The sequence below is a fragment of the Microbacterium sp. PMB16 genome, from assembly GCF_051294855.1.
Taxonomy (GTDB): domain Bacteria; phylum Actinomycetota; class Actinomycetes; order Actinomycetales; family Microbacteriaceae; genus Microbacterium.
Genome location: NZ_CP145908.1, coordinates 2459400 through 2474904, shown reverse-complemented (window position 1 = coordinate 2474904; position 15505 = coordinate 2459400). Strand labels below are relative to the sequence as shown.

Here is a 15505-nt window from a genome sequence, read left to right as displayed (position 1 = left end):
CCCTCCTGGGTGTCTGGTTCGCGACGAGCCTAGAGCGGGGTCGGTGGTGCTGCTTCGTCGGTGAGCACCATTCGTCGGCGCCTCGACTGGTCGCATCCACTCAACCCGCGACGGTCTCCCTGGCCAGCAGGCTCGCCTTCACGCCGAGACCCCACGCGAACCCACCCAGCGTGCCGTCGGTGCGAAGCACGCGGTGGCAGGGGACGAACAGCGCGGGCGCGTTGCGGGCGCAGATCGATGCCGCCGCGCGTACCGCCTGCGGGTTGCCCAGCCGTGCGGCGAAGCCCGTGTAGGTCAGGGGGTCTCCCGGTTCGATCTCTCGCAGCGCTGCCCAACCGGCGAGCTGCAGTGCCGTTCCGGTCTGCTTCACCGCGACGGCGTCGATCGCCGTCAGGTCACCGCCGTAGTACGCCGAGACCGCGGCCGCGGCATCCGTCTCTCCCTCCCGGACCGCGGCGGGCCGAGTTGCAGACGCGAGCCGCGTGAGAATCGCCGTCTGATCGTCGGTCCAGCCAGAGGACAGCACACGCTGACGGTCGTCGGCGAGGATCGTGAAGGGGCCGTCGGCGGTGTCGATGGTCTGGATGATCGCGGTCATGATGTCTCCTTCGAGGTGACGGTTCGGGTGGTGCGCACCGGGCGGACCGGCGCCGCGCGCCAGAGGTGCGCGCTCAGATAGCTGCGCCAGGGCGCGGTGCGTTCGGCCCAGGCGACGAGGGGCTTCGGTTCGCCCGGAAGCCCGGACGCCGCAGCACCCGCCCGCAGCGCGACGTCTCCCGGCAGCAGGATGTCGGGGTCGCCGAGCACGCGCATGCGGACGTAGTCGGCGGTCCACGGTCCGATGCCGGGCATCGCGAGGAGTGCCGCCCGCTGCTCCGCACCGTCGTCGCCGACGGTGAGCCGGAGGGAGCCGTCGGCGAGCGCCGCCGCAGCACCCGTGATGGCGCGGATCCGTGCCCCCGGCCCTCGGAGGACCTCGGCCCCATGCTCGGCGATCGCCCGCATCGTGGGGAACAGGCGCCCGCTCTCGGTGCGCTCGCCCAGTGCCTCGGCGAGCCCGCTGAGGGCGGTCCTTGCTGCCACGACGGTGATCTGCTGCCCGATCATCGCGCGGATGAGCATCTCGTGCGGGTCGGCCGAGCCGGGAACCCGCATGCCGGGAGTCCTGGCCACGAGCGGGGCGAGTTCCGGATGGGAGGCGAGCGCCTCGTCTATCGCGATGGGGTCGGCATCGAGGTCGAAGATGCGACGGACGGTCGCGACGAGCGGTGCGAGGTCGCCGAGCTGGGAGACGCGAGCCCGCAGGTGCAGGCGTTCTGACGCATCCTGACTCACCTCGAACCACGCGGGGCCGCCGGCCATCCGCAGATGTCGGGAGAACGAGTTCGGGGTCGCCGCTTCCACATCGGGAAGGGCGCGCGCCGCCATCCACGCGAAGATGCCACTGGCGTCGAGCGGGCCGCGGTAGGGCAGCACGAGATCGATGACTCCGGACGCGATCTCGATGCCCGACGAGCGACGGCGCGCGCGCAGCTCCCCCGGCGTGAGTCCGAACACCTCGCGGATCGTGTCGTTGCACTGCCGGATACTGGCGAAGCCTGCGGAGAAGGCCACGTCGGAGATCGGCATGTCGGTGCCGACGAGCAGCATGCGTGCGGTGTGCGCGCGGTGCGCCCTGGCGAGAGCGAGCGGGCCCGCCCCGAGCTCGGCGCTGAGCAGCCGCGTGAGATGCCGCGACGAGTAGCCGAGACGCGAGGCGAGCCCCGGCACGCCTTCCCGCTCGATCACACCGTCGGCGATCAGACGCATCGCCCTGGCCGCGGTGTCGCCGCGCACATCCCACGCGGGAGAACCGGGAGCGGCCTCGGGAAGGCAGCGTTTGCAGGCACGGTAGCCCGCTTCATGCGCCGCCGCACTCGTCGGATAGAACGTGACGTTCTGCGGCTTCGGCGTGCGCGCGGGGCAGCTCGGCCGGCAGTAGATGCCGGTCGAGCGCACCGCGGTCACGAACTGCCCGTCGAAGCGCGTGTCACGCGCGTTGATCGCGCGATAGCGTTCGTCGAAGTCGGTCACGGGGAGGCTCATGCCCCCACTCTGTCACGCCCCTCCGACATCGACTGGCGGAAATCGGACATGGCTGTGGGGTGTGCCCCGAAGCCCCCGACGGCTCAGTGGAAGAAGTGACGCTCCCCCGTGAAGAACATCGTGACGCCGGCCTTGCGCGCGGCATCCACGACCTCGCCGTCGCGCACCGAACCACCCGGCTGCACGATCGCCGTGACGCCCGCATCGATCAGCACCTGCGCGCCGTCGGCGAACGGGAAGAACGCATCGGATGCTGCGACGGACCCGGCTGCCCGGTCTCCCGCGCGCTCGACCGCGAGGCGGCAGGAGTCGACGCGGTTGACCTGGCCCATGCCGACGCCGACCGTGGCGTTGTCCTTGGCGAGGACGATGGCGTTCGACTTCACCGCGCGGCAGGCCTTCCACGCGAAGATGAGGTTCTCCATCTCGGCGTCGCTGGGACGCTCGCCCGAGACGAGTTCCCAGTTCTTCGCGACCGAGACGATGTCGTCGGGGAACCGATCTGCATCCTGCAGCAGCAGGCCGCCGGAGACGAGGCGCACGTCCATGCGCTCCTGCTGCCAGTCCTGGGGCAGCTGCAGCAGGCGCAGGTTCTTCTTCGCCTTGAACACCTCGAGGGCGGCAGGCTCGAACGACGGGGCGACGATGACCTCGGTGAAGATGTCCTTGAGGTTCTCTGCCATCTTCAGCGTCACGGTGCCGTTCGCCGCGATCACGCCGCCGTAAGCCGAGACCGGGTCGCACTCGTGGGCGCGGATGTGCGCGCTCGCGATCGGGTCGAGGGCGTTGGGTGCCGTGGTCGCGATGCCGCAGGGGTTGGCGTGCTTGATGATCGCCACGGCGGGCTTGACCATGTCGTAGGCGGCGCGCAGAGCGGCATCCGCATCGACGTAGTTGTTGTACGACATCTCCTTGCCCTGCAGCTGCGTGGCCTGGGCGATGCCGTGCCCGCCGGCGCGCGTGTAGATCGCGGCACGCTGGTGGGAGTTCTCGCCGTAGCGCAGGGTCGCCAGACGCTCGGCCTGGATCGTCAGGTGCACGGGCAGGTCGCCCAGCTCGCTGAGCGTTCCCTCGGCGAACCACTGCGCGACGGCGGTGTCGTATGCGGCGGTGTGGGCGAAGGCCCGGGCCGCGAGCTCGCGACGCTGCGACAGCGAGGTGCCGCCCTGTCCGATGGCCGCGATGACCGCGGGGTAGGACTGGGGCGAGACGACGATCGCGACATTGGCGTGGTTCTTCGCCGCGGCACGCACCATCGCCGGGCCGCCGATGTCGATCTGCTCGACGACGTCGTCGCCGACAGCGCCGGACGCGACGGTCTCCACGAACGGGTACAGGTTCACCACGACCAGCTCGAACGGCGCGATGTCGAGCTCCTGCAGCTGACGCTCGTGGTCGGCGAGGCGCAGGTCGGCGAGGAGGCCTCCGTGCACCTTCGGGTGCAGCGTCTTGACGCGGCCGTCGAGCATCTCAGCGACGCCTGTGACGGCGGCGACATCGGTCACCTCGAATCCGGCGTCGCGGATCGTCGCGGCCGTCGACCCGGTCGAGACGATCTCTACTCCGGCCTCAGCGAGTGCTGCCGCGAGCACGAGAAGGTCGCTCTTGTCGCTCACCGAGACGAGCGCGCGACGGATCGGAACGGTGTCGCGATCGCGGTAGAGCGAGGGGTCGTGGCGAGGGCCGGCCATGATGGGCTCCTTCGTGCGTGGGACGCGTGTCGGGTGGAGAGGGGGTCAGGGGGCGAGTGCGAGTTCGCCCGTGGCGATGCCTCGCACGACATCGATGAGCAGTCGGCGTTCGACGGGCTTGATCCGCTCGTGCAGCCTGTGCTCGGTGTCGCCGTCGAGCACCGGCACGCGCTCCTGCGCGAGGATCGGACCGCTGTCGACGCCGTCGTCGACCACGATGACGCTCGCGCCCGTCTCGGTCACACCGGCAGCCAGTGCATCGCGCACGCCGTGCGCACCGGGGAACTCCGGCAGGAAGGCGGGGTGGGTGTTGATGATGCGCGGCGAGTACTGGGCGACCAGCGACGGAGGCAGCAGGCGCATCAGGCCGCTGAGCACGACGAGATCGGGGCTCCACACGGCGAGCTGTCGACCGAGTTCTTCACCCCAGGCCTCGCGGCTGTCGTGCTCGTGCCACGGAACGGTGAAGCTGGGGATGCCGAACGCCTCGGCGTGCGCGAGACCGTCGGCTTCGCGATCGGCGCCGACGACGACCACCCGCGCGGGAAAATCGGGGTGGCGAGCGGCCTCGAGGAGGGCGCGAAGGTTCGAGCCGGTGCCCGAGATGAGAACGGCGACCGTGAGCACGCGCCCAGTCTACCGGGGCGGCAGGGCTGGTCCCGTCCGGCATCCGCTCATACCGGCGAGGGAGTCAGCCGAGCCGATCCGTCACGTCGCGCTTCGGCACGACGAACCCTCGGAGGTCGTCCAACGGAGCCGTCTCGTCGTGCGGGCTCGGGGTCGCAGTCGATACCGTCTCGGGCGCCGACAGCGGCACGGCGAGCGGTGCGACGTCATCCGAGCCGGCCGACATCTCGGCGATCCACCGGTCGGTCCGCTCTTCCGCCAGCTCATCACGATTCCGGGGTGCGAGCAGCAGGATCGCAGCCCCGAGCAGCACCTCGCCGCCGAGCGCGAGCGCGAACGGGAGCGCCGCCGGCCCGACCACCGCCATTCGCCCCGGCCCGATCGATCCGTTGGCGAGCACGGCGGCGAGCGCGGCGAACCCCGCGGTCACCGATGCGATCCCGAACGCGATCACGGCGCGCTGGCCCATGCCGAGTGGCGTCCCCTCCCACACCAGACGCGATCGCACCGCCCAGCCGGCGAAAGCCCCAGCGGCCACGGGGATGAGCACGACGATCAGCATCCAGATCGAGCTGTTCTCGGGCAGCAGACCGAAGATCGGGATGCCGGGAACCACGCCGAGCTGCGTGCCTGCCGGAGAGACCGCGGTGCCGGCTCCGACGGCGAACCCCGGACCGGCGAACCACGACAGCGCCCAGACGATCAGGGTCGGCAGATAGGCGAGCTGGCCGAGCGTCATCACCGTCAGCCCGAGGACGTCGACGCGGGCGGTCTGGAAGAGCGCGATGACCTCGCCGCCGCGCAGCGCGACCATGACGGCGACCCCCAGCGCGGCAGCGCCGACCGCACCGACGAGCGCGAAGGCCGCACCGCGCACGATCGCGGCGGGGACCGGCGCCCAGTCCTCCCGCGAGTCGAGCACGTCGTGCACGCGGTCGAGGATTCCTCCGTCGCCGTCTTCCCACGCGACGCGAACGGCGCCGCAGATCACGCCGACGAGGTAGACGGCCGGCGGGAGAGCGATCGCGAGCGCCAACGGGGTCTGGACGGCGTCGAGCCGCACGGTCAGGGCGACCCCCGCGGAGATGAGGGCGAACACGGCGGCTCCGGACAGCGATCCCAGCAGCCAGGCGCCGGCCTTCGCCGCCCGTCCCCCAGAGCGTGCAGCGAAGAGCAGCGTGAACAGCAGGAAGGCCAACGGTGTGACCGAGACGGCGAACCTCGCGGCATCGGTGGGGATGCCGAGGCCGACCAGCAACGCATCCGGGATCGTCACCTCGAGAGGCACACCGTGGCCGAACTCCCACAGGGTTCCGGTGAGCGGCCAGAGGGCACCCCAATCGGCGGTGATGCCGAAGGCGAGCGTCCACAACAGCGTCAGCGGTGCCAGGAGCACGGCGAGACCCACGGCCGCGGCGATGGCGGCGTCGAAGGCGGCGAGGAGCGCGACGAGAAGGCGTTGCATATCGAAACGAGACTACGACGACTTCCCGCTCGGCTCCTGGGGGCGCGCGCGGGGCGGACGACACGATAGCGTCTTCTCCGGAGGTTCCCCCGATGACAACTGCCCCGTCCCCTGCCCACGCGCCCACCGAGCCCACGAGCGCTCTGGATCGCTACTTCGAGATCAGCAAGCGAGGATCCACGGTCGGCACCGAGATCCGCGGCGGCCTCGTGACGTTCGTCACCATGGCGTACATCGTGATCCTCAATCCGATCATCCTGTCCGGCAAGCCCGATGTCGCCGGCGACATGCTCGCGTTCAACGCCGTGGGAGCAGCCACCGCCCTCACCGCCGGCGTCATGACGATCCTGTTCGGACTCGTGACGCGCCTGCCGTTCGGGTTCGCGGCCGGGCTCGGCATCAACGCCTTCGTCGCCTTCTCCGTCGTCGGTCAGGTCACCTGGCCGGAGGCGATGGCCCTCGTGATGATCAACGGTGTGATCATCGTGCTGCTCGCGGCCACAGGCCTCCGGAAGGCCATCTTCGACGCGGTGCCGTTCCAGCTGAAGATCGCGATCACGGTCGGCATCGGCCTCTTCATCGCATTCATCGGCTTCGTCAACTCCGGCTTCGTCACCGCGACCGGCGCCTCGTCTCCCCCGGTCGGGCTCGGCGTGAACGGATCGGTGGCGACCGTTCCGAGCCTGCTCTTCGTGGTCACGCTGCTGCTCACCGGCATCCTGGTCGCGCTCAAGATCAAGGGCGGCATGCTGATCGGACTCGTCGGCGGCACGGTGCTCGCCGTGATCGTCGAAGCGATCTGGCACATCGGCGCCCGCGGCTTCGACGACGAGGGCAACGTCGTCAACCCCGGCGGGTGGGGCCTCACGGTTCCCGCGCTGAACGGCTCACCCGTCAGCGTCCCCGACCTGAGCCTCGTCGGTGCCGTCGACTTCACCTTCGACCTCGGCAAGGTCAGCATCGTGGCTCTGGTGATGATCGTCTTCACCCTGCTGTTCACGAACTTCTTCGACGCCATGGGCACCATGACGGGCCTCGCGAAAGAGGCGAACCTCGCCGACGACAACGGCGACTTCCCGCGCATCAAGTCGGCGCTGGTCGTCGAGGGCTTCGGCGCGATCGCGGGTGGAGCGACCTCCTCCTCGTCGAGCACCGTGTTCATCGAGTCCGGCGCCGGGATCGGCGAGGGCGCGCGCACGGGACTCGCGAACGTCGTCACCGGCGTCGTCTTCCTGATCGCGATGTTCCTCACGCCACTGACCTCGATCGTCCCGACCGAGATCGCTGCGGCCGCGCTGATCATCGTCGGCGCGATGATGATGGCGCAGATCCGTCACATCGACTTCACGGACTTCCGGGTGCTGCTGCCGGTGTTCCTGACGGTGTCGGTCATGCCGCTCACCTACTCGATCGCGAACGGCATCGGCGCGGGCTTCGTCAGCTGGGTGCTGATCCACGCCTTCTCCGGCAAGGCCAAGACCATCAGCCCGCTGCTCTGGGTGGTCGGCGCAGGCTTCCTGATCTTCTTCGCCCGAGGACCGATCGAAGCGCTGTTCGGCGTCGCCATCTAGGTCGCCGACAGGTCGGAAAAGGGGCGGATGCTGCGGCATCCGCCCCTTTCTCGTCTCGTCCCCGGGTCAGCCGGCGGCGAAAGCAGCGGCGAACTCCGCAGAGGGCTCGATCGGCTCGATCACGTCGATCAGGACGCCGCCGGGGGCTTCGATGATGAAATGCCGCTGTCCGAACGCCTCGTCGCGCAGGGACAGCCGCTCGGCCAGGCCGCGCTCCCCCACCAGCCGTGCGTGCTCGGTCGCCGCATCCGTGACCTCGACGTTCAGGAGCAGCCCGCTGACGGGCTCGCGGAATCCTTCCGGAATCGTCTCGTGGTGACGATCCAGGATCGCGAGCTCACCGCCGGCAAAGCGCATGCTCACGTACCAGTCGGCCTCGAAGGTCGTCTCGAAGCCGAACTCGTCGCGGTAGAAACGCGCGGCACCGGCGACATCGTCGACCATCAGCACCGGGTAGAAACTCGTGACGTCCATGCAGAACCCCTTTACATACTTTGTGTTTGTATCGATACGACTAGAATACATACACATCGCACGTAAAGGAACCCCATGCCCCGAGCCTCTGCTGCCGACGCCGCTGCCACGGCCGAGCGAATCCTCGAGGTCGCCACCTCGCACTTCACCGAACACGGCTACGCCGCAGCATCCGTCGATGACATCGCCCAGGCCGCGGGAGTGACACGCGGAGCGGTCTATCACCACTACACGTCGAAGCCGCTCCTGTTCACCGCCGTCGCCGCCGCGCAGCAGCAGCGGATCTCGGACGCGATCCTGACCGCGACCGACGACAGCGACGCGGATGCGGCACTGCGCGACGGCAGCCACGCCTTCCTCGATGCGATCACCGGCGGGGAAGCTGCGCGGGTGCTGCTGGTGGACGGCCCCGCCGTCCTGAGCTGGGACGACTGGCGGCGGCTCGACGCCGAAGGCCCCGCCGTCGCGCTCCGCGAAGGACTCGCGGAGGTCGGGGTCGAGCCGGCGATCCTGGATGCGCTGACAGCCGCTCTCTCCGGAGCGATGAACGAACTCGCGCTCTGGCTCTCGGAACGCCGGACGGATGCCGAGGCTCGCGCGCACGCGCACGAAGCACTGGATCTCCTGCTCGACGCCGTGGACCCGCGCGAGTCCTGAGCGCACCGGGAATGGCCGCAGAAGGTACCGATGGCCGCAGAAGTTCGACGACATCCGGGCATGAAAGAAGGCCCCAGAGTGGAGTCCGGGGCCTTCAGATCAAGCGTAACTCAGCTCAGAGAGCTTCCACAATCGCACGCATCAGGTCGGCGGTCTCGGACGGCGTCTTGCCGACCTTGACCCCGGCGGCCTCGAGGGCCTCCTTCTTGGCCTGAGCAGTACCTGCCGAGCCGGACACGATGGCGCCGGCGTGGCCCATGGTCTTGCCCTCGGGAGCCGTGAAGCCCGCGACATAGCCGACGACCGGCTTGGTGACGTGCGCCTTGATGTAGTCGGCCGCACGCTCTTCCGCGTCGCCGCCGATCTCACCGATCATCACGATCGCCTTGGTCTCGGGGTCGGCCTCGAACGCGGCGAGCGCGTCGATGTGCGTGGTGCCGATGACCGGGTCGCCGCCGATGCCGATGGCGGTCGAGAAGCCCAGGTCGCGCAGCTCGAACATCATCTGGTACGTCAGGGTGCCCGACTTCGACACGAGGCCGATCGGGCCCTTGCCGGTGATGTTCGCCGGAGTGATGCCGACGAGCGCCTCACCCGGGGTGATGATGCCGGGGCAGTTCGGCCCGATGATGCGGGTCTTGTTGCCCTTGCTCTGCGCGTAGGCCCAGGCCTCGGCCGAGTCGCCGACGGGCACGCCCTCGGTGATGACGACGAGCAGCGGGATCTCGGCGTCGATGGCCTCGACCATCGCGTCCTTCGTGAAGGCACCGGGGACGAAGGCGATCGACACGTCGGCGCCGGTCTCCTTCATCGCCTCGGCGACCGAGGCGTAGACGGGGAGCTCGACGGCGTTGCCGTCCTTGTCGGTGTGCGCGACCGTGGTGCCGGCCTTGCGCGCGTTCACGCCGCCGACGACCTGGGTGCCGGCCTTCAGCATGAGCGCCGTGTGCTTGGTGCCCTCGCCGCCGGTGATGCCCTGGACGATGACCTTGGAGTCCTTGTTGAGGTAGATCGACATATCTTCTGTTCCTTAAATCCGGTCCCTGAGCCTGACGAAGGGTCAGGCGTTGGCGAGCTCGGCGGCCTTGTCGGCGCCCTCGTCCATGGTGGCGGCCAGGGTGACGAGCGGGTGCGCGTACTCGGCGAGGATCGCGCGACCCTCGTCGACGCGGTTGCCGTCGAGGCGGACGACGAGCGGCTTGGAGGCCGTGGCGCCCAGCGTCTCGAGGGCACCCTTGATGCCGTTGGCGACGGCGTCGCACGCCGTGATGCCGCCGAAGACGTTGACGAACACGCTCTTGACCTGCGGGTCGCCGAGGATGACGTCGAGGCCGTTGGCCATGACCTCGGCCGAGGCGCCGCCGCCGATGTCGAGGAAGTTGGCGGGCTTCACGCCGCCGTGGTTCTCACCGGCGTACGCGACGACGTCGAGCGTCGACATGACGAGGCCCGCACCGTTGCCGATGATTCCGACCTGTCCGTCGAGCTTGACGTAGTTCAGGCCGCTCTTCTTGGCCTTGGCCTCGAGCGGGTCGGCGGCGTCCTTGTCCTCGAGCGCTTCGTGCTCGGGGTGACGGATCTCGGAGGCGTTCTCATCGAGCGTCACCTTGCCGTCGAGGGCGATGATGTCGCCGTCCTCGGTACGGACCAGCGGGTTGACCTCGACGAGCGTCGCGTCCTCACCCTTGTAGACGTCGTAGAGCTTCACGAAGACGTCGGAGACCTTCTCGACGAGGTCTTCGGGGAAGTTCGCCGCGCGGGCGATCTCGACGGCCTTCGCCTTGTCGATGCCGGTCAGGGGGTTCACCTCGACGCGGGCGAGAGCCTCGGGGCGCTCCACCGCGAGCTCTTCGATCTCCATGCCGCCCTCGACCGAGCAGAGGCTCAGGTAGGAGCGGTTGGCGCGGTCGAGCAGCACGGAGAAGTAGAACTCCTCGGCGATGCGGGCGCCCTGCGCCACCATGACGCGCTTGACGATGTGGCCCTTGATGTCGAGGCCGAGGATGGCCTTGGCCGCCTCGTACGCCTCGTCGGGGGTCTTGGCGACCTTGACGCCGCCCGCCTTTCCACGGCCACCGGTCTTGACCTGAGCCTTGACGACGACGACTCCGCCGATCTTCTCGGCCGCCGCCCTCACCTCTTCAGGGGTGTCCGCGACAATGCCGGCGAGGACCGGCACTCCGTACTTTTCGAAAACGTCTCGTGCCTGGTACTCGTACAGATCCACTGTGGTTCCTTCACTGGGCTGCTGTCTGGTAATTCTCTCGATGTCGAGACATCGACCAGTCCCCCAGCCTACTACCTCGGCCTGGGGAGACCCCGCGCCCGACCTCCGGCGCACCGGATCGTTCCCACCGATTTCACCGCAGATTGCACAATCTCGGCGACGTTCTAGGCTTTCGCTATGCGAGACTTCCCCGAACCGCGCGCCGCCGTCGTCGCCGCAGCCCTCGAGCTCTTCCAGGCCCAGGGTTTCGAGCAGACCTCCGTGGAGCAGATCGCCAAGGCCGCCGGCGTCTCGCGGTCGACCTTCTTCCGTCAGTTCGGCGGCAAGGAGGATGTGGTCTTCGCCGACCACGAGGTGCTGCTCGAACAGCTGAAGGAGTTCCTCGCGGAGGGCCATGAGGATCCGTGGGGCGCGGTGTGCGCCGCATCCGAATCCGTCTTCGCCCACTTCGCGAACGACCCGGACCTCGCCCGCCGCCGCTACCAGGTCGTGCGTCAGGTGCCCGTGCTGCGTGAGCGCGAGATCATCACGGTCTTCCGATACGAGCGCCTCTTCGACGACTACCTGCGCGGGGCACTCCCCGGAGTCGACCCGCTCGACGCCGTCGGCTTCGCGGCACTCGTGACCGCCGTGCACAACCACGTCCTGCGCCAGCTGCTGCGGGGCAAGAAGAAGGTGCCGCTGGCGACCTTGCAGACGGCACTGGCGGATGTGCGGCGTCGCTACGGCGTCGGCGAGAATGCTGCGGCAGGCGCACCCGACGATGTCGTCGTGGCGGTGTTCCCGCGCTCCATGCCGATCGCCGAGGTGACGCGGCGCCTGCAGTCCGAGCTCGACTAGATCACCGGGGTCGTGAGACCGAGTATCGAGGAGTACGATACTTGGTGCCACGAAGGAGTCCCCATGAGCACCGAAGCCTCCCCCTTCCCCGGCGAGCGCGTCTCGTCGTACGACATCACCGGCCGTCAGGACAGCGACTACTACGCCGTCTTCTCGGACATCGCTGCCGCCGACCGTGCTGCGTGGGACCGCGCGAAGGCGTACATCGACGAGGTCGGTCCGCAGATGGCGGATGCATGGGACCGGGCCGAGTACCCGCTCGAGGCCGCCCGGCGCATGGGTGAGATGGACCTGGTCGTCGACGGCATCGAGCACCCCGCACTCACGCACCTCTCTCCTCTGGCCGCCGGACTCGTGAACATGGAGATCTCCCGCGGCGACGGCTCCCTCGGCACGATCCTCGCCGTGCAGGGCGGACTCGCACTGCGCACGCTGGCGCTCTTCGGCTCGCCCGCCCAACAGGAGAAGTGGATCACCGCCCTGGCCGACGGCTCGGTGCTCGGCTCCTTCGCGCTCACCGAGCCGGATCATGGCTCCGACTCGGTCTCGCTCGAGACCGTCGCCCGACGCGACGGCGACAGCTGGGTGATCCGCGGCGCGAAGAAGTGGATCGGCAACGGCGCCTCGGGTGGGATCACGTTCGTCTGGGCCCGCGTCGACGACGAGTCGGCCGACGAGCACGGCGCCGTCCGGTGCTTCCTCGTCGAGCAGGACATCCCGGGATACACCGGGACGGTCATCACCGGGAAGGCCTCGCTGCGCGCGATCCACCAGGCGCACATCCGGCTCGACGACGTGCGCGTCCCCCTCGATGCCGTTCTCCCCGGGGCGAAGAGCTTCCGCGACGCCTCGACGGTGCTCTACGCGACCCGATCGGGCGTCGCCTGGTCGGCCCTGGGTCATGCGACCGCCTGCTACGAGGCCTCACTCGCCTACGCGAAGGCGCGCATCCAGTTCGGGAAGCCGCTGGCGAAGTTCCAGATGGTGCAGGAGCGCCTGACCCACATGCTCGAAGACCTCACCGCGATGCAGCTCTACTGCCGCCGGATGGCCGACCTCGAGACCGCCGGAGAACTGCGCCCCACGCAGGCATCACTGGCGAAGTTCCACAACACCCGTGCCGCCCGACGGATCGCATCGATCGCCCGCGATCTGCTCGGCGGCAACGGCATCCTGCTCGAGAACGGCGTGATGCAGCACATGGCCGACATCGAGGCCATCCACACCTACGAGGGAACCGAGAGTGTGCAGGCTCTGCTGCTCGGCCGCGACATCACCGGGATGAGCGCGTTCGCCTGAGCGTCCGCTATCGACCGTTCCGGACCATGCAGATGAGCCGGTCCCGTCCGTCCCAGCTGGGCACCTGCACGAATCCGCGCGACTCGTAGAGCCCTCGGGCTCCCGTGCGCCAATCCCAGACGGAAAGGCGGACGTCGCCGTCCGTCGCGGCGACTGCCGCATCGAGCAGCGCTGATCCGACGCCGCGGCCGCGCATCGCGGGCGCCGCCCAGAGGCGCTTGATCTCGGCGGACTCCTGCAGGGTGGCGACCACGACGACACCCGCGACCAGGTCGTCGATGTGCGCGATCATCACGAGGAAGCCGTCGTAGGCCCCTGCCGGGTCGTCGACCTCGTTGCGGTAGCGCTCCGGAAGCCTCTCGTCGTCATCGCGCACCGGCGCGAGACCCTCGGCGCTCTTCTCTACCTCGGTCTGCCGAAGGTACTCCCCGACGGCGGCGGAGACGTCCGCCGCATCCGGTCCGGAGAGATCGGCCCTGCGGATCACCGGACCGGAACCTGTGGAGATCATTTCGCGCGCGTTCGCCTGATCAGTCGCAGCTGCAGGCACCGGCCGCGGTGCGCACCATGAAGCACACGTCGCAGGTGCCGTAGTCGCGCTCCGCCACCGGCGTCGGAGGACGCTCGCCGCGGGGCGCGGAGACCCGGGGCGTCGTCGTGCGCTTCGGCTTGGGCTGAGCGATCGGCATGAACTCGGTCGGGTGGTTGACGTAGAAGTACGGCGCCCGCCCCTCGCTCGGCTGCAGCCGCAGCGGAGTGGCGCCGACGACCAGGCGCTCGTCCTCGGTGAAGCCGTTGGTGTAGGTGCGGCCGATGTGCAGAGCCGCGCCCTCACCGCGACGGATCGCTTCGATGTAGCGGCCACGGTCGATGTAGGAACTGATTCCGATCACATCGACGAGCGCCGTGATGAACGCGTAGTTGGAGACGTCGACACGGTGCGCGCGCAGCGCCTCGTTGAGCGAACGATATGGACGGGAGGTGCCTGCGGGCGTCGGCCCCTGAACTTCTTTCATCCTCTCCAGGATCGCACGTCTGGAGCGCTCCTTCGACCGCTTCTCCCTCGAGCGCGTGCAAGACTGGCGAGATGGCACGGGCGACGATCATCGGCGCAGGTCCGAACGGGCTCGCTTCCGCGGTCGCGCTCGCCCGAGCCGGCTACGAAGTGCGGGTGCTCGAGGCGTCCGACACGGCCGGCGGCGGCGTGCGCACGCGGGAGTCGACCCTTCCTGGTTTCCGGCACGATGTGTGCTCCGCGGTTCACCCCGCGGCCTTCGCCTCCCCGTTCTTCCAGGCGTTCGGGCTCGCGGAGCGCATCGATTGGATCCACCCCGAGATCTCCTATGCGCACCCGCTCGACGGCGGCCGTGCGGCGATCGCCTGGCGCGACATCGCGCGCACCGCCGCGGGTCTCGGAGCCGACGGACAGGCGTGGCTGGCGCGCGTGCGTCCACTGAGTTCGCGCATCGATGGCCTGGCGGACTTCACCGGCAACCAGCTGCTGCGCATCCCCCGCGATCCGATCACGGCGGCGCGCTACGCGATCCGGATGCTGGATCAGGGCACCCCGCTCGCCGCTCGCGCATTTCTCACCGACGAAGCCGCAGCGCTGATGTCGGGTGTCGTCGCGCACGCCAATTCGCCTCAGCCGACGCTCGCGGGTGCCGCCGCGGGGCTCCTGCTCGCGTCCCTCGCTCACGCGGGAGGCTGGCCGTTCCCTCGTGGCGGAGCACAGCAGATCGCCGACACGATGATCGCCGACCTCGAGGCGCACGGCGGCAGCGTCGAGACCGGGGCAGAGGTGACCGACCTCGGCACCCTCGACTGGGGCGCTGCCGCGCGCGGCGATCTCCTCCTGCTGAACACCTCGCCCCGGCTACTGCTCACTCACCCCGACGTGCCCGCGGGATACGCGCGCGCGGTCGGCGCCTATCGCTACGGTCCGGGTGCAGCCAAGGTCGACTTCGCGCTCGACGGCCCGATCCCGTGGACGCACGCCGATGTGGCGCTGGCGCCGACCGTGCACCTCGGAGGCACCCGCGCCGAGATCTGGGCGAGCGAGAATGCCGTCGCAGCGGGCCGGGTGAGCGAGCGCCCCTACGTGCTCGCGGTGCAGCCGACCGTGCTCGACACATCGCGCGCGCCCGAGGGGAAAGCGGTGCTGTGGGCGTACATCCACGTGCCGAACGGCTCAGACCTCGACCCGACCGAGCTGATCACCGCGCAGGTCGAGCGCTTCGCGCCGGGCTTCCGCGATCGCATCCTCGCGCACCGCGCCGTCCCCGCGTCTTCTCGCGAGGCGATCAACCCGGCCGAGATCGGCGGCGACATCTCGGGCGGCGTGTTCGACATCCGTCAGGCGCTCCGACGCCCCGTCCTGTCGCCGACGCCGTGGCGCACGCCGGTGCCCGGGGTCTACCTCGCTTCGGCTTCGACCCCGCCCGGTCCCGCGGTCAACGGCATGGCGGGATGGCACGCTGCCCGCACGGCGCTGCGGGATGCGGGTCATCCTGCCGAGCTCAGCGACCTCTTCGGCTGACGCGGGCTCCCCTTCCGCCACGGCTCGCCC

The 15505-nt window shown here is 69.4% G+C and carries 15 protein-coding genes; 5 read left to right on the top strand and 10 right to left on the bottom strand.

Annotated elements, in window-relative coordinates; genetic code table 11:
* Positions 1–100: 100 nt before the first annotated feature.
* The 5 genes from V5D55_RS11905 to V5D55_RS11885 form a co-directional block, all read right to left on the bottom strand.
* Positions 101–598, bottom strand: a complete 498-nt coding sequence (locus V5D55_RS11905) for a methylated-DNA--[protein]-cysteine S-methyltransferase (protein WP_435743250.1) — start codon at positions 596–598, stop codon at positions 101–103.
* Positions 595–2085, bottom strand: coding sequence for a DNA-3-methyladenine glycosylase 2 family protein (locus tag V5D55_RS11900; protein ID WP_435743248.1), 1491 nt, complete (start codon positions 2083–2085; stop codon positions 595–597). The genes V5D55_RS11905 and V5D55_RS11900 overlap by 4 nt, the downstream gene beginning before the upstream one ends.
* Positions 2086–2168: 83 nt before the next feature.
* Positions 2169–3776: a bifunctional phosphoribosylaminoimidazolecarboxamide formyltransferase/IMP cyclohydrolase gene (gene purH, locus V5D55_RS11895; protein WP_435743246.1), complete on the bottom strand. Its 1608-nt coding sequence runs from the start codon at positions 3774–3776 to the stop codon at positions 2169–2171.
* Positions 3777–3821: 45 nt separating this feature from the next.
* Complete coding sequence (purN, locus tag V5D55_RS11890) at positions 3822–4403, bottom strand: phosphoribosylglycinamide formyltransferase (RefSeq protein WP_435743244.1); 582 nt, start codon at positions 4401–4403, stop codon at positions 3822–3824.
* A gap of 64 nt (positions 4404–4467) precedes the next feature.
* A complete protein-coding gene (locus V5D55_RS11885) occupies positions 4468–5868 on the bottom strand; it encodes a cell division protein PerM (RefSeq protein ID WP_435743242.1) in 1401 nt (466 codons plus the stop codon).
* A 92-nt stretch (positions 5869–5960) separates the two neighbouring features.
* Here V5D55_RS11885 and V5D55_RS11880 point away from each other — a divergent pair, with 92 nt between their 5' ends.
* A complete protein-coding gene (locus V5D55_RS11880) occupies positions 5961–7439 on the top strand; it encodes an NCS2 family permease (RefSeq protein ID WP_435743240.1) in 1479 nt (492 codons plus the stop codon).
* A 66-nt stretch (positions 7440–7505) separates the two neighbouring features.
* On the opposite strand, the gene V5D55_RS11875 is transcribed toward V5D55_RS11880, so the two are convergent.
* The gene (locus tag V5D55_RS11875; protein ID WP_435743238.1) at positions 7506–7913 is read right to left on the bottom strand and encodes a VOC family protein; all 408 of its coding nucleotides are present in this window, start codon (positions 7911–7913) and stop codon (positions 7506–7508) included.
* Between the two features lie 75 nt (positions 7914–7988).
* On the opposite strand from V5D55_RS11875, the gene V5D55_RS11870 reads away from it, so the two are divergent.
* Positions 7989–8570 carry a TetR/AcrR family transcriptional regulator gene (locus tag V5D55_RS11870; RefSeq protein WP_435743236.1) on the top strand — a complete coding sequence of 194 codons (582 nt, stop codon included), beginning with the start codon at positions 7989–7991 and terminating at the stop codon, positions 8568–8570.
* Positions 8571–8685: 115 nt separating this feature from the next.
* Here the strand turns inward: V5D55_RS11870 and sucD are convergent, their stop codons facing one another.
* Together sucD and sucC are read right to left on the bottom strand one after the other, a co-directional pair.
* On the bottom strand, positions 8686–9588 hold the full coding sequence (gene sucD / locus V5D55_RS11865) for a succinate--CoA ligase subunit alpha (RefSeq protein ID WP_435743234.1): 903 nt from the start codon (positions 9586–9588) through the stop codon (positions 8686–8688).
* Positions 9589–9630: 42 nt separating this feature from the next.
* Positions 9631–10797, bottom strand: a complete 1167-nt coding sequence (gene sucC, locus V5D55_RS11860; RefSeq protein WP_435743232.1) for an ADP-forming succinate--CoA ligase subunit beta — start codon at positions 10795–10797, stop codon at positions 9631–9633.
* Between the two features lie 177 nt (positions 10798–10974).
* On the opposite strand from sucC, the gene V5D55_RS11855 reads away from it, so the two are divergent.
* On the top strand, positions 10975–11637 hold the full coding sequence (locus tag V5D55_RS11855) for a TetR/AcrR family transcriptional regulator (RefSeq protein WP_435743231.1): 663 nt from the start codon (positions 10975–10977) through the stop codon (positions 11635–11637).
* 63 nt (positions 11638–11700) lie between these two features.
* A complete protein-coding gene (locus V5D55_RS11850) occupies positions 11701–12936 on the top strand; it encodes an acyl-CoA dehydrogenase family protein (protein WP_435743229.1) in 1236 nt (411 codons plus the stop codon).
* 7 nt (positions 12937–12943) lie between these two features.
* Here V5D55_RS11850 and V5D55_RS11845 read toward each other — a convergent pair whose 3' ends face one another.
* Together V5D55_RS11845 and V5D55_RS11840 are read right to left on the bottom strand one after the other, a co-directional pair.
* Complete coding sequence (locus V5D55_RS11845) at positions 12944–13447, bottom strand: GNAT family N-acetyltransferase (protein WP_435743227.1); 504 nt, start codon at positions 13445–13447, stop codon at positions 12944–12946.
* Between the two features lie 19 nt (positions 13448–13466).
* Complete coding sequence (locus V5D55_RS11840) at positions 13467–13952, bottom strand: hypothetical protein (RefSeq protein ID WP_435743225.1); 486 nt, start codon at positions 13950–13952, stop codon at positions 13467–13469.
* 71 nt (positions 13953–14023) lie between these two features.
* Between V5D55_RS11840 and V5D55_RS11835 the strand changes: the two genes are divergently transcribed.
* Complete coding sequence (locus V5D55_RS11835) at positions 14024–15475, top strand: phytoene desaturase family protein (protein ID WP_435743223.1); 1452 nt, start codon at positions 14024–14026, stop codon at positions 15473–15475.
* The last annotated feature ends 30 nt before the right edge of the window (positions 15476–15505 follow it).